At 70.3% G+C, this 17,911-nt stretch carries 19 protein-coding genes; 14 read left to right on the top strand and 5 right to left on the bottom strand.

Features of this window, described 5'->3' with window-relative positions; genetic code table 11:
* The first annotated feature begins 29 nt into the window (after positions 1-29).
* The 8 genes from WBG79_RS07335 to WBG79_RS07300 all read left to right on the top strand — a co-directional run bounded on the left by WBG79_RS07335 (position 30) and on the right by WBG79_RS07300 (position 7,236).
* Positions 30-620 carry a TetR/AcrR family transcriptional regulator gene (locus WBG79_RS07335; RefSeq protein WP_337356455.1) on the top strand — a complete coding sequence of 197 codons (591 nt, stop codon included), beginning with the start codon at positions 30-32 and terminating at the stop codon, positions 618-620.
* A gap of 87 nt (positions 621-707) precedes the next feature.
* Positions 708-950, top strand: coding sequence for a type II toxin-antitoxin system Phd/YefM family antitoxin (locus WBG79_RS07330; protein WP_337356454.1), 243 nt, complete (start codon positions 708-710; stop codon positions 948-950).
* Positions 947-1,324 carry a type II toxin-antitoxin system VapC family toxin gene (locus tag WBG79_RS07325; protein WP_337356453.1) on the top strand — a complete coding sequence of 126 codons (378 nt, stop codon included), beginning with the start codon at positions 947-949 and terminating at the stop codon, positions 1,322-1,324. Before WBG79_RS07330 ends, WBG79_RS07325 begins: the two co-directional genes overlap by 4 nt.
* Before the next feature lie 213 nt (positions 1,325-1,537).
* Entirely contained in the window at positions 1,538-3,145 is a 1,608-nt protein-coding gene (locus tag WBG79_RS07320) for a carboxyl transferase domain-containing protein (RefSeq protein ID WP_337356452.1), read from the top strand.
* Between the two features lie 8 nt (positions 3,146-3,153).
* Positions 3,154-5,154, top strand: a complete 2,001-nt coding sequence (locus tag WBG79_RS07315; protein ID WP_337356451.1) for an acetyl/propionyl/methylcrotonyl-CoA carboxylase subunit alpha — start codon at positions 3,154-3,156, stop codon at positions 5,152-5,154.
* 47 nt (positions 5,155-5,201) lie between these two features.
* Entirely contained in the window at positions 5,202-6,374 is a 1,173-nt protein-coding gene (locus tag WBG79_RS07310; RefSeq protein ID WP_337356450.1) for an isovaleryl-CoA dehydrogenase, read from the top strand.
* A 146-nt stretch (positions 6,375-6,520) separates the two neighbouring features.
* On the top strand, positions 6,521-6,856 hold the full coding sequence (locus WBG79_RS07305) for an AbrB/MazE/SpoVT family DNA-binding domain-containing protein (protein ID WP_337356449.1): 336 nt from the start codon (positions 6,521-6,523) through the stop codon (positions 6,854-6,856).
* A complete protein-coding gene (locus WBG79_RS07300) occupies positions 6,853-7,236 on the top strand; it encodes a type II toxin-antitoxin system VapC family toxin (protein ID WP_337356448.1) in 384 nt (127 codons plus the stop codon). The genes WBG79_RS07305 and WBG79_RS07300 overlap by 4 nt, the downstream gene beginning before the upstream one ends.
* 335 nt (positions 7,237-7,571) lie before the next feature.
* On the opposite strand, the gene WBG79_RS07295 is transcribed toward WBG79_RS07300, so the two are convergent.
* The 3 genes from WBG79_RS07295 to fdhD are packed head-to-tail and all read right to left on the bottom strand — an operon-like array spanning position 7,572 to position 9,525.
* Positions 7,572-8,162, bottom strand: a complete 591-nt coding sequence (locus WBG79_RS07295) for an NAD(P)H-dependent oxidoreductase (protein WP_337356447.1) — start codon at positions 8,160-8,162, stop codon at positions 7,572-7,574.
* A complete protein-coding gene (gene mobB, locus WBG79_RS07290) occupies positions 8,162-8,698 on the bottom strand; it encodes a molybdopterin-guanine dinucleotide biosynthesis protein B (RefSeq protein ID WP_337356446.1) in 537 nt (178 codons plus the stop codon). Before mobB ends, WBG79_RS07295 begins: the two co-directional genes overlap by 1 nt.
* Positions 8,695-9,525: a formate dehydrogenase accessory sulfurtransferase FdhD gene (fdhD, locus tag WBG79_RS07285; protein ID WP_337356445.1), complete on the bottom strand. Its 831-nt coding sequence runs from the start codon at positions 9,523-9,525 to the stop codon at positions 8,695-8,697. Before fdhD ends, mobB begins: the two co-directional genes overlap by 4 nt.
* Positions 9,526-9,712: 187 nt before the next feature.
* On the opposite strand from fdhD, the gene WBG79_RS07280 reads away from it, so the two are divergent.
* Both WBG79_RS07280 and WBG79_RS07275 read left to right on the top strand, forming a co-directional pair.
* Positions 9,713-10,570, top strand: coding sequence for a dienelactone hydrolase family protein (locus WBG79_RS07280; RefSeq protein ID WP_337356444.1), 858 nt, complete (start codon positions 9,713-9,715; stop codon positions 10,568-10,570).
* Positions 10,571-10,683: 113 nt separating this feature from the next.
* Complete coding sequence (locus WBG79_RS07275; protein ID WP_337356443.1) at positions 10,684-11,937, top strand: molybdopterin molybdotransferase MoeA; 1,254 nt, start codon at positions 10,684-10,686, stop codon at positions 11,935-11,937.
* 64 nt (positions 11,938-12,001) lie between these two features.
* On the opposite strand, the gene WBG79_RS07270 is transcribed toward WBG79_RS07275, so the two are convergent.
* Positions 12,002-12,124 (bottom strand): hypothetical protein, encoded by a 123-nt coding sequence (locus tag WBG79_RS07270; RefSeq protein WP_337356442.1) that lies wholly within the window; start codon positions 12,122-12,124, stop codon positions 12,002-12,004.
* Positions 12,125-12,318: 194 nt separating this feature from the next.
* On the opposite strand from WBG79_RS07270, the gene WBG79_RS07265 reads away from it, so the two are divergent.
* Complete coding sequence (locus WBG79_RS07265; RefSeq protein WP_337356441.1) at positions 12,319-13,458, top strand: Mrp/NBP35 family ATP-binding protein; 1,140 nt, start codon at positions 12,319-12,321, stop codon at positions 13,456-13,458.
* A gap of 54 nt (positions 13,459-13,512) precedes the next feature.
* Here the strand turns inward: WBG79_RS07265 and WBG79_RS07260 are convergent, their stop codons facing one another.
* Complete coding sequence (locus WBG79_RS07260; protein WP_337356440.1) at positions 13,513-15,156, bottom strand: TadE/TadG family type IV pilus assembly protein; 1,644 nt, start codon at positions 15,154-15,156, stop codon at positions 13,513-13,515.
* A 351-nt stretch (positions 15,157-15,507) separates the two neighbouring features.
* Here WBG79_RS07260 and WBG79_RS07255 point away from each other — a divergent pair, with 351 nt between their 5' ends.
* The 3 genes from WBG79_RS07255 to WBG79_RS07245 are packed head-to-tail and all read left to right on the top strand — an operon-like array spanning position 15,508 to position 17,832.
* Positions 15,508-16,215, top strand: coding sequence for an ABC transporter permease (locus tag WBG79_RS07255; RefSeq protein WP_337356439.1), 708 nt, complete (start codon positions 15,508-15,510; stop codon positions 16,213-16,215).
* The gene (locus tag WBG79_RS07250; protein ID WP_337356438.1) at positions 16,208-17,005 is read left to right on the top strand and encodes an ATP-binding cassette domain-containing protein; all 798 of its coding nucleotides are present in this window, start codon (positions 16,208-16,210) and stop codon (positions 17,003-17,005) included. The genes WBG79_RS07255 and WBG79_RS07250 overlap by 8 nt, the downstream gene beginning before the upstream one ends.
* Positions 16,999-17,832 carry a substrate-binding domain-containing protein gene (locus WBG79_RS07245; protein ID WP_337356437.1) on the top strand — a complete coding sequence of 278 codons (834 nt, stop codon included), beginning with the start codon at positions 16,999-17,001 and terminating at the stop codon, positions 17,830-17,832. The genes WBG79_RS07250 and WBG79_RS07245 overlap by 7 nt, the downstream gene beginning before the upstream one ends.
* Positions 17,833-17,911 lie beyond the last annotated feature (79 nt).

The raw sequence follows: 17,911 nt of genomic DNA, 5'->3' as shown, positions 1-17,911 counted from the left end.
GCCGTTCGAACGCGAAGGCAGGGGAACGCATGGCCAGAACCGTCGGGTCCAGCGGGCCGAAGACCGCCCAGTCGATCCGCGAGGCGGGGCTCCGGCTCATTTACGAGCACGGCTACGAGGCGATGAGCCTGCGCCAACTCGGCCAGGAGGTGGGACTCCAGTCGGGGTCGCTCTACAACCACATCGCGTCCAAGCAGGCGCTCCTATTCGAGATCGTGCTCGCCCACATGGAAGACCTGACGGCGCATGCGCAAGCCGCGCTCGCCGGTCTTACGGACCCGGTCGACCGGCTCCGCGCCTTCTGCCGCCTGCACCTCGCCTATCACATGACGCGCCGGGCCGAGGTCGTCGTCGCCAACATGGAGCTTCGCAGCCTGGAGCCGGAGAACCGAGCCCGGATCGTGGCGCTGCGTGACGGCTACGAGGCGCGGCTCTCCGCCATCCTGGCGGACGGCAAGGCGGCGGGCGTCTTCCGGGTCGAGGACGTGCGCGTCACCACCTTCGCGCTGATCGCCATGCTGACCGGGATCTCCCAGTGGTACCGGCCGGACGGGCGGCTCGGCCAGGAGGACCTGATCCGGATCCATACGGGCCTGGTGCTCGAGGGCGTGAAGACCTGAGCCGCAGCGCCGCCGATCTGCCTGCCGCGAATGTGTTCGACCAAGCCTGGTCAGAGGCGCATCTTGAGCGGCAGGGAGTCCGCAGCCATGAAGCAAGTCAACCTCTACGAGGCCAAGACCCACCTCTCCGATCTGGTCGAGCAGGCGGCCGGCGGGGAGGAGATCGTCATCGCCAAGGCGGGCAAGCCTGTGGCGCGGCTCGTCGCGCTCGAGACGCGGCCCCAGCGCAAGTTCGGCTTCATGAAGGGCGAGATCCGGATGGCCGAGGATTTCGACGCGCCCCTGCCGGACGATCTCCCGGACCTGTTCGAGGGAAAGTCGTCCGAGTGAACCTGCTGCTCGACATGGATGTCGCGATCTGGTTCGCGGAGGGCAACACGCGGCCGCCGGAGGCCGCTCGAAACCAAATTCGGCAGGCGAGCGCCGTCTTCGTGAGCTCCGCCTCACTCTGGGAAATCGCGATCAAGGTCTCTTCGGGCAAACTCGACATCGAACTCGGCACCTTCGTAGCGAACCTGCGGGCCAATGATTTTGCCGGGCTCCCGGTGACCTGGGAACACGCCATGGCGGTGCGGGCGCTGCCGCCGATCCATCGGGATCCATTCGATCGGATCCTGGTCGCCCAGGCGATCTGCGAACCCTTGCGGTTGCTGACCGGGGACGCTGCGCTCGCCGGCTATTCGGACCTCGTGACCGTCGTCTGATCGGAGCGCAGCTCGGACGGCGACGCTCGCCTTCGGCGCTTGCAGGCCTCCGGAGCGAGGGACCCGCCCTTCGGCCCATTGCTTTTCCCGGAAAAAAACGTACGATCGTTTCCTGGCTCGAGAAGGATCGTCTCCCGGGCCCCTCCGACGTGGATGCGTGACGGCAGAGGCGCGGCGGCCGGCCGGCCCTGGCCCCAACCGAGAGAGGCCCCGATGCCCCTGATCGAAGATGCGGTGGATCGCCGATCGGCCGAATACGGCGCCAACCGGGACGCGCTCGCCGGCGCAGTGGCGGATCTCCGGGCCGTGGTGGACCGGATCGGCGAGGGCGGCGGCCAGGCGGCCCGGGAGAAGCACCTCGGCCGCGGCAAGCTCCTGCCGCGCGACCGCATCCGGACGCTGATCGACGTCGGCTCGCCCTTCCTGGAGTTCTCGCAGCTCGCGGCCCACGGGATGTACGGCGACGAGGTGCCGGCGGCGGGCCTCATCACCGGCATCGGCCGGGTGGCCGGCCGCGAATGCGTGATCGTCGCCAACGATGCGACCGTGAAGGGCGGCACCTACTTCCCGATGACGGTGAAGAAGCACCTGCGCGCGCAGCGGATCGCGGAGGAGAACCACCTGCCCTGCCTCTACCTCGTCGATTCCGGCGGCGCCAACCTGCCGAACCAGGACGAGGTCTTCCCGGACCGCGAGCATTTCGGCCGGATCTTCTTCAATCAGGCGACCATGTCGGCCAAGGGCATCCCGCAGATCGCCGTCGTCATGGGCTCCTGCACGGCGGGCGGCGCCTATGTGCCGGCCATGGCGGACCAGTCCATCATGGTGCGCAACCAGGCGACCATCTTCCTCGGCGGCCCGCCGCTCGTGAAGGCGGCGACGGGGGAGGTCGTCTCGGCGGAGGACCTGGGCGGGGCTGACGTGCATACCCGGATCTCCGGCGTTTCGGACCACATGGCCGAGACCGACGCCCATGCGCTCGCGATCGCGCGGGACATCGTGAAGACGCTCAACCGCGGCAAGCGCCACGGCCAGGAGCTTCGGGCGCCGCGCGAGCCCCGGCTCGATCCCGCCGACCTCTACGGCATCGTCTCGGCCGATCCCAAGAAGCCCTTCGACGTGCGGCAGATCATCGGGCGGATCGTGGACGGCTCGGAGTTCGACGAGTTCAAGCCGCTCTACGGGACGACGCTCATCACCGGCTTCGCGCGGATCTGGGGCTATCCGGTCGGGATCATCGCCAACAACGGGATTCTCTTTTCGGAATCAGCGCTGAAGGGGGCTCACTTCATCGAGCTCTGCGCCCAGTCCGGCACGCCGCTCGTCTTCCTGCAGAACATCACGGGCTTCATGGTCGGCCGCAAGTACGAGGCGGGCGGCATCGCCAAGGACGGGGCCAAGATGGTCACCGCGGTGTCGACGGCGCGGGTCCCGAAGTTCACCGTCATCATCGGCAATTCCTTCGGGGCCGGGAACTACGGCATGTGCGGGCGGGGCTACGACCCCCGCTTCCTGTGGATGTGGCCCAACGCCCGGATCTCCGTGATGGGCGGCGATCAGGCCGCGAACGTGCTGGCGCAGGTGCGTCGCGACGGGCTCGAGGCGCGCGGCCAGTCCTGGCCGGCCGAGGCGGAGGAGGCCTTCAAGGCGCCGATCCGGGCACAGTACGAGCAGCAGGGCCACCCCTACTACTCGTCAGCCCGGCTGTGGGACGACGGCATCATCGACCCGCTCGACACCCGCATGGTCCTGGCGCTCGGCCTGTCGGCGGCAATGAACGCCCCCGAAGAGACGACGCGCTTCGGCGTGTTCCGGATGTGAGGCCCGCCATGACCCGCTCTCTCTCCACCCTCCTCGTCGCCAACCGGGGCGAGATCGCGGTCCGGGTCATGCGGACCGCCCGGCGCATGGGGCTCAGGACCGTCGCGGTCTATTCGGACGCCGACGCGGAGGCCGCGCATGTGGCCGCCGCGGACGAGGCGGTGCGGATCGGGCCGGCGCCGGCGCGCGAGAGCTATTTGCGGATCGAGGCGATCCTGGAGGCGGCGCGGCTGACCGGGGCGGACGCGATCCATCCCGGCTACGGCTTCCTGTCGGAGAACGCGGCCTTCGCGGAGGCCTGCGCGGCGGCCGGCATCGCCTTCGTGGGGCCGCCGGCGAGCGCCATTCGGGCCATGGGCTCGAAGTCCGCGGCGAAGCAGCTGATGGAGGAGGCCGGCGTGCCGCTCGTGCCGGGCTACCACGGCGACGAGCAGGATCCGTCCTTCCTCGCCGAAGCCGCGGCGGCGATCGGGTACCCCGTGCTGATCAAGGCCTCGGCGGGCGGCGGCGGCAAGGGCATGAAGGTGGTCGGCGGGGGCGGCGACTTCGCGGAGGCGCTCGCCTCGGCCAAGCGCGAGGCGGCGGCGGCCTTCGGGGACGACCGGGTGCTGGTCGAGAAGTACCTGACCCGGCCGCGCCACATCGAGATCCAGGTCTTTGCCGACACGTTCCGCAACACGGTTTTCCTGCACGAGCGCGACTGCTCGATTCAGCGGCGGCACCAGAAGGTCGTCGAGGAGGCGCCGGCTCCCGGCATGACGCCGGAGCGGCGCGCCGCCATGGGCAAGGCGGCGGTCGACGCCGCCAAGGCGGTCGGCTACGTGGGCGCCGGGACGGTCGAGTTCATCGCCGAGGGCGACGGCTTCTACTTCATGGAGATGAACACCCGGCTCCAGGTGGAGCATCCGGTGACCGAGGCGATCACCGGGCAGGACCTGGTGGAATGGCAGATCCGGGTCGCCCGCGGCGAGCCCCTCCCCCTGCGCCAGGAGGAGATACCGCTCCGCGGCCACGCCATCGAGGTCCGGCTCTACGCGGAGGACCCGGCCAAGGGCTTCCTGCCGCAGACGGGGCGGCTCGCGCACCTGAAGCTGCCCTCCGACCTCCCCGGTATCCGCGTCGACGCGGGCGTCCGGGCCGGCGACGCGGTGTCGATCCACTACGACCCGATGATCGCCAAGATCATCGCGGAGGGCCGGGACCGCGGGGAAGCGCTGGCGCGGCTCGCGGGCGCGCTGGAGCGGACCGAGGTGGTCGGGCTCGCGACCAACCGGGCCTTCCTGGCGGCCATCGCGCGGCATCCCGCCTTCGCGGCCGCCGAGCTCGACACCGGCTTCATCGGCCGGCACGAGGCCGACCTGCTGCCCCCTCCCCGGCCCGCCGATGGGCCGACCCTGGCGCTCGCCGCGCTCGCGGTGATGCGGGGCGAGGCCGCCCGGGCGGCCGCCGCGGCGGATCCGGCCGACCCTTGGTCGCCCTGGACGCGGGCGGATGCGTTCCGGCTCAACCGGCCGCGTTTCGTCGACCTCGTCTTCGCCGAAGGCGAGACCCGCCATGCGGTGAGGGTCCACGCGGAGGGGGACGGCTACGTGGTGGAGGCGGCCGGCGGGCGGCACAGCGTCGACGGCGCGCTCTCGGACGACGGCGGCATGGCCGTCCGGGTCGATGGACGGCGCTTCCAGGCCCGTGCGATCTTCACGGGCGCGCGGCTGACGCTCTTCGCGGGCGGGCGCGAGACGGCGCTCGACATCGTCGATCCGCGTGCGGTCGAGGCCCGCGAGGGCGGCGGCGGCGGGCGGGTGGTGGCCCCGATGCCGGGCGCGGTCGTGGCGGTTTCCGTGGCCCCGGGCGACCGGGTCGAGAAGGGGCAGGCGCTCATCATCGTCGAGGCGATGAAGATGGAGCATACGCTCCGGGCGCCCCGCGACGGACGCGTCGCCAAGGTCAACGCGGCGGCGGGCGATCTCGTCGCCGAAGGGGTGGAACTGGTCGTCCTGGCCGAGGACTGAGCCGCCGGACCGCCCCGCTGCAGCGAATTCCAGAGAGGTTGCCGATCATGCTCCCCAACAGTTTCAAGGGCTTCGACTTCGATCTCGGCGAGACGGCCGACATGCTGCGCGACACGGTCGCCAGCTTCGCGGCCGACCGGATCGCGCCGCTCGCCGACCGGATCGACCGGGAGGACTGGTTCCCGCGCGAGCTCTGGCCCGAGATGGGCGCCCTGGGGCTGCACGGCATCACGGTCGAGGAGGAGTGGGGCGGCGCGGGGCTGGGCTACCTGGAGCACTGCATCGCCATGGAGGAGATCTCCCGGGCATCCGGGTCGATCGGGCTCTCCTACGGGGCGCACTCGAATCTCTGCGTCAACCAGCTCAGGCGCTGGGGCACGGAGGAGCAGAAGCGGCGCTACCTGCCGAAGCTGATCTCCGGCGAGCATCTCGGCGCGCTCGCCATGTCGGAGCCGGGCGCCGGCTCGGACGTCGTCTCCATGAAGCTCCGCGCGGAGAAGACCGGCGACCGCTACGTCCTCAACGGCTCGAAGATGTGGATCACCAACGGGCCGTCCGCCGACACGCTGATCGTCTACGCCAAGACGGACCCGTCCGCCGGCCCCAAGGGCATCACCGCCTTCCTGATCGAGAAGGGCTTCAAAGGCTTCTCCATCGCCCAGAAGCTCGACAAGCTCGGCATGCGCGGGTCCGAGACGGGCGAACTCGTCTTCCAGGACTGCGAGGTGCCGGAGGAGAATATCGTCGGCGGCCTCGGCAAGGGCGTGAACGTGCTGATGTCCGGCCTCGACTACGAGCGCGCGGTACTGGCGGCGGGTCCGCTCGGCCTGATGCAGGCGGCCCTCGACATCGTGATCCCGTACGTCCACGAGCGCGAGCAGTTCGGCCAGCCGATCGGCACCTTCCAGCTCGTACAGGGCAAGGTCGCCGACATGTATGTCGGCCTCAATGCCTGCCGGGCCTATGTGTACGCGGTCGCCAAGGCCTGCGACCAGGGCAAGACCACCCGCGAGGACGCCGCCGGGGCGATCCTGTACGCCGCCGAGAAGGCCACGAAGGTCGCCCTCGACGCCATCCAGCTCCTCGGCGGCAACGGCTATATCAACGACTACCCGACGGGCCGGCTCCTGCGCGACGCCAAGCTCTACGAGATCGGCGCGGGCACGAGCGAGATCCGCCGCATGCTGATCGGGCGGCAGTTGTTCGAACGGACGAAGTGAGGCCCCCCGTTGCGGCGCGGGATTGATCGCCGGTGTCCATGTCGGGGGCTCAAGCTTCCACGGGCACTGTCGCGCTCTTCTGAATTTGTCACGATCTCGGCAATCTGGCAGACTTGACGTTCTGATCCAGACATGAAGATCGTGACATGCCGAAACCCACTCCCCCGGCCGGCTTCGACGAGGCGACAACGCCGTACGAGGCGGATCCCGAGGCCAAGCCCCAGCCCCCGCCCGCCCAGCACTTCAAGGTCACCGTAGGTCCCGGCGGGCGGGTGGTCATTCCCGCCGAGGTGCGGCGGGCGATGGGCATCGAAGAGGGGCAGGTGCTCTACACGCGGTACGAGAACAACGAGTGGCATGTGCTGACCCGCGCGGAGGCCGTTCGGCGCGTGCAGGAGTTCGCCCGGCAGTTCAAGAAGCCGGGGCAGAGCGTGGTGGACGAGTTCCTGGCCGAACGCCGTGCCATGTGGGGCGAGGAGTGAACGCGATCGTCCTGGACACCTCGGCGGTCCTCGCGATCGTGTTCGACGAGCCCGGCGCGGCGGCGGTCGATGCCGTGCTCGACGACGCCGTGGTGTGCTCCGTCAATCAGGTGGAGATCGTCTCCAAGCTGGTCGACCGCGGATTGGACGAGCCCGCGATCCAGGGCCGGCTCGCCTATCTGAACTATTCCGTGCGCGGCTTCGACGCCGAACTCGGGTTCCGGGCGGGCCTGCTCCGGTCCACCACGCGCCGGCAGGGCCTCTCGCTCGGCGACCGGGCCTGCATTGCGCTCGCCCAACGGGAAGGGCTGCCGATCATGACGGCGGACCGGGCGTGGGGTAGCCTCGACCTCGGCGTTCCGATCCAGGTCATCCGCTGAGCGCGTGTCATACCCGGCTCATTGAGTCTCGCCCCCTTGCACGACCTCGGTTTCTGTCATGCCCGGACTTGTTCCGGGCATCCACGACGACGGCTCGGCCTCGTGGCGTGGATTGCCGGAACAAGTCCGGCAATGACAGACCGAGAGGCCGAGACTTCTTGGGACGGGTATCAGGGGCAGGTCCTGAGGTCGCGGCCCCTTCCTACAGCCTTTGCTTCCGTCCTGCCCGGGCTTGTCCCGGGCATCCAGGACAGGCCCTCCGCCGATTCGGATGGATCGCCGGGACGAGCCCGGCAAAGACCGACGGAGAGTTGGGGAACCTCCGGTGGCCGGTATCAAAGCTGCCCCATCTCTCCCCGCACCCGCTCCAGATGCGCCGCCAGCCGTTCCGGCGTGGCGCGGTCCATGTCGTGGAGGGTCAGCATGCGGAAGCGGCAGCGCGGGGCGCAGACGTTGGCGATGCCGCGTTTGAGGAGGCGGCGGACGGGGTCGCCCATGTAGAGCTTGACGACCCACCAGGGCGAGCCGGTGGTGGTCAGGACCCAGAGGTGGCGGATGTTGGCGAGGCGGGGGACGATGCGGCCGCCGGCCTTGTCGTGCTCGAAGGCGACGCCCGGGGCCAGCACGCGGTCGAACCAGCCCTTCAGGATGGCCGGGACGTTGAACCACCATTGCGGGAAGACCAGCACCAGGGCCTCGGCGGCCTGCAGGCGGGCGACCTCGGCGGCGACCGCGGAGACGTCGTAGGGAACGTCGAAGTAGCCGGCGCGCTCGGACGGGGTCAGGCGCGGGTCGAAGCCCTCGCGGTAGAGGTCGAGGAGGTCGACGTCGTGGCCCCGGGCCTCGAGGGCGGCCTTCGCGGTGGCGGCGAGACTCGCGGCGTAGCTCGTCTCCAGCGGATGGGCGAGGATGATCAGGCAGCGCATCAGCGGGCGCCGCCCGGTGCGGACCGCAGGACGGTCCGCTCGATCAGGTCCGCGATGGCGGCGATGTCGTCGAGGCCGAAGACCGGGATCGTCTCGCCCTCCTGCGGGTGGTCGGCGGCGACGGCGACGACGGTCGGGTCGACGGCGGAGAGGCGGTCGTGGCGCACCGCCTCGCGGCGGCGGACCTCCAGCTTCGGATGGCCCTCGCGCTTGTAGCCCTCGACGATGACGAGGTCGCAGGGGGAGAGCCGCGCCAGGATCTCGGCGAGGCCCGGCTCCTCGGCGCCGCGCAGTTCGTGCATCAGCGCCCAGCGCTGGCCGCCGACCAGCGCCACCTCGACGGCGCCCGCCTCCCGGTGGCGCCAGCTGTCGCGGCCCTTCTGGTCGACGTCGACGAGGTGATGGGCGTGCTTGACAGTGGAGACGCGACGGCCCCGCCGCGTCAGCTCCGCGACCAGCCGCTCGACCATGGTGGTCTTGCCCGAATTCTTCCAGCCGGTCACGCCGAAGACCGGGTTCGGCCCGCCGCCCGTCACGTCTCGACGCGCTCCGGGCAGGCATAGACGGTGAAGCGGCCCTCGCGCGCGAAGGCGCACAGGCCGACGCCGGCCTCGCGGGCGAACTCGACCGCCAGCGCCGTCGGGGCCGAGACCGAGGCGATCAGCGGCACGCCGGCGGCGGCCGTCTTGTGGACCATCTCGTAGGAGCAGCGGCTCGACACCGCCACGAAGCCGGCCCCGCCGTCCAGGCCGGCGCGGGCCATGTGGCCGGCGAGCTTGTCGAGCGCGTTGTGGCGGCCGACATCCTCGCGCACGGCCAGGATCGACCCGTCCGGCCGGCAGAAGGCGGCGGCATGGACGGCGCCGACGTCGCGGTTCAGCGCCTGCAGCGCCGGGAAGGCCTGCATGGCGGCGTAGATCGCCTCGGGCCGGATCGCCAGGGTGGAGGCGACGCGGGCCACCGGACGCAGCGCCTCGGCGATCGAATCCACCCCGCAGAGCCCGCAGCCGGTGCGGCCGGCGAGGTTGCGCTGGCGGCTGCGCAAGGCGGCGAAGCGGGCCGAGGCGACGCGGAGGCGGACCTCGGCGCCGCGGGCGAAGCGCTCGACCTCGACGTCGTAGAGCTCGTCGGGGGAGCCGAGGATGCCCTCGGTCAGCGAGAAGCCGAGGGCGAAGTCCTCGAGGTCCTTCGGCGTCGCCATCATGACCGCGTAGGAGAGGCCGTTGTAGACGAGCGCGACGGGCTCCTCCTCGGCGATCGCCTCGGCGCGCGGCTCGGCGCGGCCTCCCGCGACGCGCAGGGCCTGGACGATGCGCGCCCCCACGGGGGCCTCGGGCTCGACGGCGGTGACGGGGCGGTTCATGGGCCGGCTCCTTGCCGCCCGTATATAGGACGGGCGGGGCCGTTCGCGCGAGGGGGAACCGCGGCCGGGCGGCACGCCGGCGCAGGGCGTGGGGCCTCACGCATTCGTGAAGCGCCGTGATTTAGCTGACTGACCCGCATCGGCTTTCATGTCGCGCGGCTGACGGTCAGCCGGGGAGCGCCATAGCATGGACCAGAAGATCATCGATCTCTACGACGACTTCACGCACGGAGGCATGAACCGCCGGGCCTTCCTCGACCGGCTGGCCAGCCTGGCGGGCGGGACGGCGGCGGCCACCGCGCTCCTGCCGCTCCTCGAGAACAACTACGCGCAGGCCCAGACCGTCCCGGAGAGCGATCCTCGGATCACCGCCGAGACCGTCTCGTTCCCGGCCGGCGCGGCCCAGGTTTCCGGCTATCTCGTCAAGCCGAAGGCGGCCGGCCGGTATCCCGCCGTGATCGTCATCCACGAGAACCGCGGCCTCAATCCGCACATCCGCGACGTGACCCGGCGCATGGCGGTCGAGGGCTTCACGGCCTTCGGGGTGGATTTCCTGTCCCCGCTCGGCGGCACGCCGACCGACGAGGACAAGGCGCGCGACATGTTCCAGTCCCTCAAGGTGCCCGACGTGGTGGCCTGGGGCCGAGGTGTCGTCGCCGGCCTGAAGGCCCGGCCGGACACGAACGGGAAGGTCGGCTCGATCGGCTTCTGCTGGGGCGGCGGGGTCGTGAACGCGCTGGCGGTCGCCGAGCCGGACCTCGGCGCCGGGGTCGCCTATTACGGGCGGCAGCCGAAGGCCGAGGAGGTGGCGAGCATCAAGGCGCCGCTGATGCTCCACTATGCCGGGCTCGACCAGGGCATCAACGCCGGCATCGCGGCCTATGAGGCGGCCCTGAAGGCGGCGGGCAAGAGCTACGAGCTGTTCCTGTACGAGGGCGTCAACCACGCCTTCAACAACGACACCAACGCGGCCCGTTACGACAAGGCGGCGGCGGACCTCGCCTGGGGCCGCACGGTGGCCTTCCTGAAGAAGTCCCTGGCGTAGCGCCGGGCGGCTCGCCGCGCCGGGCGGCCGCGCTATCCTGTTGCGGTGACGGCCGGGGCCCGAGGCGCTAGAAGGGCGCGGCACGCGCCTTCCAAGCCGCAGCGGAGACCGGCATGCCGCAGTTGACCGACGACTGTTTCGCCCATGGCGGCGGGATGATGTCCATCGAGGCGGCGCTGGATCTGTTCCGCGCGCGCGTCGGGGCCGTCGACGGGACCGAACGGGTACCGCTCGGGCTCGCCGACGGCCGCGTGCTGGCGGAGGCGATCCGTGCCGCGGTGGCCCTGCCGGCCTTCGCCAATTCGGCGGTCGACGGCTACGCGGTCCGGCATGCCGACATCGCCCCCGAGGGCATGACTCGCCTGGCGGTAGTCGACCGCCTTCAGGCCGGGGACAGGGCGCTGCGTCCCGTCGGGCCCGGCGAGGCGGCGCGCATCTTCACCGGCGCGCCGATGCCCCCGGGCGCCGACACGGTCTACATGCAGGAGGACACGCGGGCGGAGGGCGGCGCCGTCCTGCTGCCGCCGGGCCTGAAGCGCGGCGCCAACAGCCGGCCGGCGGGCGAGGAGATCGAGGCCGGGTCGCCGGCGCTGCCGGCGGGACGGCGCCTCAGGCCGCAGGACCTGGCGCTCGCGGCCGGCGTCGGCCAGGCGGAGGTGGTCGTTCGGCGACGGCTACGGGTGGCGGTGTTCTCGACCGGCAACGAGGTGGTCGAGCCGGGCGCGGCGCGCGGGCCCGCGCAGGTCTTCGACACCAACCGGCTGATGCTCGCCGGGCTCCTCGGCCGGCTCGGGGTCCAGGTAACCGACCTCGGGATCCTGCGCGACGAGCCCGGGCCGCTCGCCGAGGCGCTCGCCCGCGCGGGGGCCGGCCACGACCTCGTGCTGACCACCGGTGGGGTCTCGACCGGCGAGGCGGACCATGTGAAGGACGCCGTCGAGGCGGTCGGGCGGCTCGACGTCTGGCGCTTCGCCATCAAGCCGGGCCGGCCGCTCGCGCTCGGGACGCTCGGCGGCGCGGCCTTCATGGGCCTGCCGGGCAATCCGGTCGCGGTCTACGTGACCTTCGCGTATGTGGTACGCGGTCTCGTCGCGGCGCTGTCGGGGGAGACCTGGGCGCCGCCCGTGCCCGTGCCGGTCGTCTCCGGCTTCTCCTACGCCAAGCGGACGGGGCGCACCGAGTTCGTCCGGGTGCACCTGGACGCGCGGACCGACGGGGCGCCCGTGGCGCGGAAGTTCGAGAGGGAGGGCGCGGGGATCATCTCGTCGCTGACGGAGGCTGCCGGCCTCGTGGTGCTCGGCGAGGAGGTCGCGGCCGTCGCGCCCGGCGAGCCCCTGGGCTTCGTGCCCTTCGCTGCGCTCGGCTGAGGCATGCGAAAAGGGCGGCCGGAGGGCCGCCCGCTTCAGGATGCGCGCATCGGTTGGCTTGCCGTCAGTAGCGGACGCCCTGCGTCTTGTAAGCGGAGTCGGCCGGCTGCTGGTAGCCTTCCAGCACCACCGCGGCGCCGACCGCCATGGCGATCGCGACGACCACCGCCGAGATGAACGACTTCATGACGCTCCCTCCGATTTCGTTCTGATTACAATTGCATAATGGATCGTGGGCTGGGCCGCAAGGGCGCCCGGCGCGTGCGGTCGCGCGCGACCCGGCCGGCGGTTGACGGCGGCGCCCGCCAGGGTATCTAACCGGCCTTGAAGGCCCGGCCGGGAGAAGCCCGGCGCCAGACCGACCCGGAGAGCATCGCAGCGATGAGCGTCACCCGCGAAACCGTCCTCGCCCGCCTCGCCGGCCTCGCCGGGCCCGATGGCGCGACGCCGCTGCCGGCCTCCGGCGCCCTGTCGGAGATCATCATCCACAACGGCAAGGTCTACTTCTCGATCGGGGTCGATCCAGCGCGGGCGCAGGCGATGGAGGGCCTCCGGCGGCAGGCCGAGGAGGCCGTCAAGGGGATCCCGGGCGTCGCCGGCGCGACCGTGTCGCTGACCGCGGAGGCGCCGAAGGGCGGCGCTGCGAAGGCGCCCTCCCCCGGGGCCCAGGGCGGCCCCGCGATCCAGGGGGCCGGCGCCGGGCGTTCGGGACAGGGGCGGGCCCTCCCGGGGGTCCGGCACATCATCGCGGTCGCCTCAGGCAAGGGCGGCGTCGGCAAGTCGACGACGGCCTGCAACCTCGCGCTCGCGCTCAAGGCGCTCGGGCTCCGGGTGGGAGTGCTCGACGCCGACATCTACGGGCCGTCGATGCCCAAGCTCTTCGCCCTCAAGGGCCGGCCGCGGCTGAAGACGGGACGCGTGCTGGAGCCGCTCGATGGCTACGGCGTCGCGGTCATGTCGATCGGCTTCCTGGTCGACGAGGAGACGCCGATGATCTGGCGCGGACCGATGGTGATCTCGGCGATCACCCAGATGCTGCGCGAGGTGGACTGGGGCGAGTTGGATGTGCTGGTCGTCGACATGCCGCCCGGCACGGGCGACGCGCAGTTGACCATGGCGCAGCAGGTGCCCCTGTCGGGGGCTGTCATCGTCTCGACGCCGCAGGACCTGGCGCTGCTCGATGCCCGGCGCGGGGTCGCCATGTTCCAGAAGGTCGACGTGCCGATCCTCGGCATCGTGGAGAACATGAGCTACTTCGTCTGCCCGAACTGCGGAACGCGTCACGACATCTTCGCCCACGGCGGCGCCCGGCACGAGGCGGAGCGAGTCGGCGTGCCCTTCCTCGGCGAGGTGCCGCTCACCATGGAGATCCGCGAGAAGGCGGACGCCGGCATGCCCGTGCAGGTCGTCGACCCGGACGGCATCCATGCCCGGACCTACCGCGAGATCGCCGACAAGGTCTGGCGCCAGCTCGCCACGGGCGTCGCCGGCAAGCCGGCACCGCGGATCGTCATCGAGTAGCCCCGCCCGGCGTTCTCCCGGGGCGGCGCCAGGGATGCAGGGCCGCTGCGGCCGCTACTTCGCGACGCGGAGCTGAGAGATCTCGCGGGCGATCTGCTGGAAGACGGCGATAAGCTGGCTGTTGCTCTCGGCCGGGTAGTAGTAGCCCGGGCTGGTGGCGCAGTTGCGCAGCAGTGTCTGGGTCGCGGTCGCGCTGACCTGGAACGCGATGGTGTAGACCGTGATGCCTCCGTCGTTCTTCGCGTTCTGGCAGGCGAGCGCGGTCCGCTCGTCCTGCTTGGTCTTGACGCTGGAGGTGTTCGTCGTGCCGAGACGGTTCTTGGAGACGAAACCGTAGGCGGCGTAGGTCGATTTGTTGACGGACGTGTTGGTGCCGTAGGTGTTCTCGCCGTCCGTCATGACGATCATGAACTTCTTGAGCGGGCGCTCCATGGTTCCGGTCCGCCCTTCGGTGAAGGGCGCGGCGGGCGACAGGGCATGCCAGCCCCACATGACGCCTTCATGAATGTTGGTGTTGCCGTTGGCCGCGAGGCTATCGATGAAGGTGTCGAGGGTCGCCTTGGTCCGCGACATCGGCTGGACCGGCTTGGTGGTGCAGGAGAAGTTCGGGCCGAAGGCATCGCCGAGCGACGAGGCGTTGCGGAAATTCGCGGAGGTCGGAGCCCGGTACTTGCAGGTCCGGCCCTGCGCCTCCAGGAGGGCGGTGTTGCTCGACGAAGACGCCGCCGTGGTGCAACTGCCGCCATTGTCGTCCAGGTAATTGTTGCTGAAGCCGGAGGGGTTGGTCCAGGAGGACGAGGTCGCGGGCTTGTAGCCCGGCTCGTCGGGCGCGAACATCGGCACGTAAAAGGTGTCGGGCTTGGACGCGTCCGGCGCGTCGTCGGTCACGTCGTAGGGCTGCGGACGGACCTCGACACAGCCGCCCCAGGACAGCGCGGCGGCGGAGGTCGGCCGAGCCGCGGCGAGGCGGGCGAAAAGATCGAAGCGGTTGTCGGTCAGGCCGGTATTGAAGTTCTCCTGGTGGACCGACGATACCCCGTTCACGTCGAGCCAGGCCGAACCCGTCCCGTTGCCGGTCCGCGTGGTGCCCGAGTATGTGGGTCCGAAGCTCGCGCCGACGTTCACCGAAGCGGCGAAGGGCACGACGCCGATCTGCACCCGGTCGGTGCGGCTGCCGACCGTGTTGATGCTGAGGAGCGTGGAGACGAGGTCCTTGGCCGCCGTCTTCAGCGACGCGATCTTAGAACCGGCCATGGATCCCGAATTATCCAACACCATGACGACGTCGAAGTCGTTGATGCCGAGGGCGACGGTCGCCGAGAACTGGCTCGTCATCTCGTCGATACTGGCGAAGCGCAGAAAGGTCGTCCGGGTCTTGACCTCGGCCACGGCCGTGATCTCGCCCTTCTCACTGTTGATCGACACGGACTTGATGGTCGTCGTCGAACTCGGCGGGGCCACGAATGTCTCGTCATAGATCGCCTTGAGCTTGGCGATCACCTGCTCGTTGGGGACGAGGCCGAGATCGGCACCGGCAGCCAGCGTGGCGCGGTCGAGGGCGTTCTGGGCCCGGGACCTTTCCGAAAAGACCAGGCCCAGGTCGATGGTGGCGCCGCCGAGAAGCATCAGCGGGGCAAGCATCAGCGAGAAGGTCATGGCGACGTTGCCGCCGCGGGCTTGCCGGAACGACGCGAGCATGACTGCGTTCCTCTACGCATTTCCGTTGGGGCCAAGGTAAGCTTCAAGTTTTAACGCAACGTTTCCTCAGCGTATAAAAGTGACTGGTCAGGAGAGACGCCCTTTCCGATCATCAAATCGTGATGGTGAATATCAATCCAATCAATTTTTGTACATTACTTTCATGATCATTGTATTTGCAGAATTTCAGACAGGCCGAGATAGTATTGATACTGACTGCCAGAGCGGTCTCCTGTCCACGTCGCTGGCTTCAGCATTTTGGCTGCCCTATCGGGCAAGAAAACCGGAAGCGCGCTTGCGCGCCTGCACGGATTCCGGCTATGCCGTAATTCACACAGGATCTCGGAAAATATGCAGGATCTTGGAAGCGCATTCCTGATCGCGGCCGATCTCGTCCTGAGGGCGGATCCGGCCCTGGTTGCCATCGTCGCGCTGTCGCTGAAGGTCAGCCTCAGCGCGGTCGCGATCGCTTGCCTTATCGGCCTCCCGTTCGGGGCGTGGCTGGCGGTGACGCGCTTCCGGGGCCGGCCCGCCGTGCTCGTCGCGCTGAACAGCTGCATGGGAATGCCGCCCGTCGTGATCGGCCTCCTCGTCTATCTGGTCCTGTCCAATGCGGGACCGCTCGGAGCCTTGCAACTGCTCTACACCCCGACGGCCATGATCGTCGCGCAGACCCTGCTTGTGGCGCCGATCGTGGCCGGGCTATCCCGGCAGGTGATCGAGGACCTGGACGCCGAATACGACGTCTACCTGCGCTCGCTCGGGCTCGGGGGCGCGGGCCGCCTGACGACGCTCCTCGTGGACGCGCGCTACAGCCTGCTCACCACGGTGCTGGCGGGCTTCGGGCGCGCCATCGCGGAGGTGGGGGCGGTCATGATCGTGGGCGGCAACATCGACCGCGTCACCCGCGTGATGACGACCGCGATCGCGCTGGAGACGTCCAAGGGCAACATCGCCCTGGCGCTCGGCCTCGGGCTCGTCCTGATCCTGGTGGCGGTCGCCGTGAACGCGGCCGTCATGGCGCTGAGGGCCACGGCGGCGAGGTCGGCCTATGCTTGACACCGCGCGGGCCTGGCCGGTGGCTGCCGGCTCCGACGACCCGGTGCTGCCCTTGCGGGCGGCCGGGGTGCGGGTCGAGGCGGGCGGGCGGGCGCTCCTCGAGGGCATCGACCTCGTGCTCGAGCCGGGGCGGCGGACCGTCGTTCTGGGCCCCAACGGCGCGGGCAAGACGCTGCTGCTCGGCGTCCTGCAGGCGCTCGTGAGGCCCACGGCCGGAACGGTCACCTGGGCGGGGCGTCTGCCCGACGAGCGTCGCCGGCTTCGCCAGGCCTACGTCCAGCAGCGGCCGGTCCTGCTGCGCCGCTCGGCGCTCGCCAACATCGAGCACGCGCTGGCGGCCAAGGGCGTCGGGCGGCGGGAGCGGCGCGAACTGGCCCGGGCGGCGCTGGCGGCCGCGCGGCTGTCACCGCTGGCCGCCATGCCGGCCCGGCTCCTCTCGGGGGGCGAGCAGCAGCGGCTGGCGCTGGCGCGCGCCCTCGCGCTCGCGCCGGAGGTGCTCTATCTCGACGAGCCTACCGCCAGCCTCGACCCGGCGTCCACGCTGGCGGTCGAGGAGTTGATCGCCGGGGCGGCCGCCGCGGGGACCCGCATCGTCCTCGTCACCCACGACAAGGGGCAGGCCCGGCGCCACGCAGACGAGATCGTCTTCATGCAGGCAGGCCGGATCGTCGAGACCGGCCCCGCCGACATCTTCTTCATCGCCCCCCGCACGGAGGCCGCGCGCGCCTACCTGGAGGGGCGGATCCACCTGGATCCCCGGCCCCCATCAAGAGACGGAACGCCATGCTGAGACGCACCTTCCTCGCCGCCGGGCTCGCGGCGCTCGCAGGACTGTCGGCGGGGCCCGCCGGCGCGCAGGACAAGTTCATCCTCGTGCAATCGACGACGTCGACCGAGAATTCAGGGCTCTTCAAGCATCTCCTGCCGATCTTCACCGCCAAGACGGGGATCGAGGTTCGGGTGGTCGCGGTCGGGACCGGCCAGGCGATCAAGAACGCCGCCAACGGCGACGGCGACGTCCTGTTCGTGCACGCCAAGGCGGACGAGGAGAAGTTCGTGGCGGAGGGCGGCGCCGTGAAGCGCTTCGACGTCATGTACAACGACTTCGTGGTGGTCGGCCCGGCGGCCGACCCGGCCGGCATCGCAGGCTCGAAGGACGTGGTCGAGGCCTTCCGCAGAATTGCCCAGGCGAAGGCATCCTTCGCGTCACGCGCCGACGACTCCGGGACCCACAAGGCCGAACTCGACATCTGGAAGCAAGCCGGCGTCGACGTGAAGGCGGCGAGCGGCGGCTGGTACCGGGAGACCGGCTCCGGCATGGGCGCCACCCTCAACACCGGCGTGGGCATGGGGGCCTACGTGCTCGCCGACCGTGCGTCCTGGGCGGCCTTCGGCAACAAGGGCACGTTCAAGGTGGCGGTCGAGGGCGATCCGAAGCTCTTCAACCAGTATGGCGTAATGCTGGTGAACCCGGCGCGCCACCCGCGCGTGAAGGCGGGCCTCGGCCAGCAGTTCATCGACTGGCTCCTCTCCAAGGAGGGCCAGGCCGCGATCGCCTCCTACAAAATCGGCGGCGAACAGCTCTTCTACCCGAACGCCTCCACGGCGACGAACTGAAGGGAGTTCGCCTAGATCGACGCCTCCTTGCCGACTTTCGGCAGGCCTGCTGGTTGGACCTGGCGGGGGACCTCGGATC

Source organism: Prosthecomicrobium sp. N25, from assembly GCF_037203705.1.
GTDB lineage: Bacteria > Pseudomonadota > Alphaproteobacteria > Rhizobiales > Ancalomicrobiaceae > Prosthecodimorpha.
Note: the sequence above shows the minus strand (reverse complement) of the source record. Positions and strands in the feature narration are given on the sequence as shown.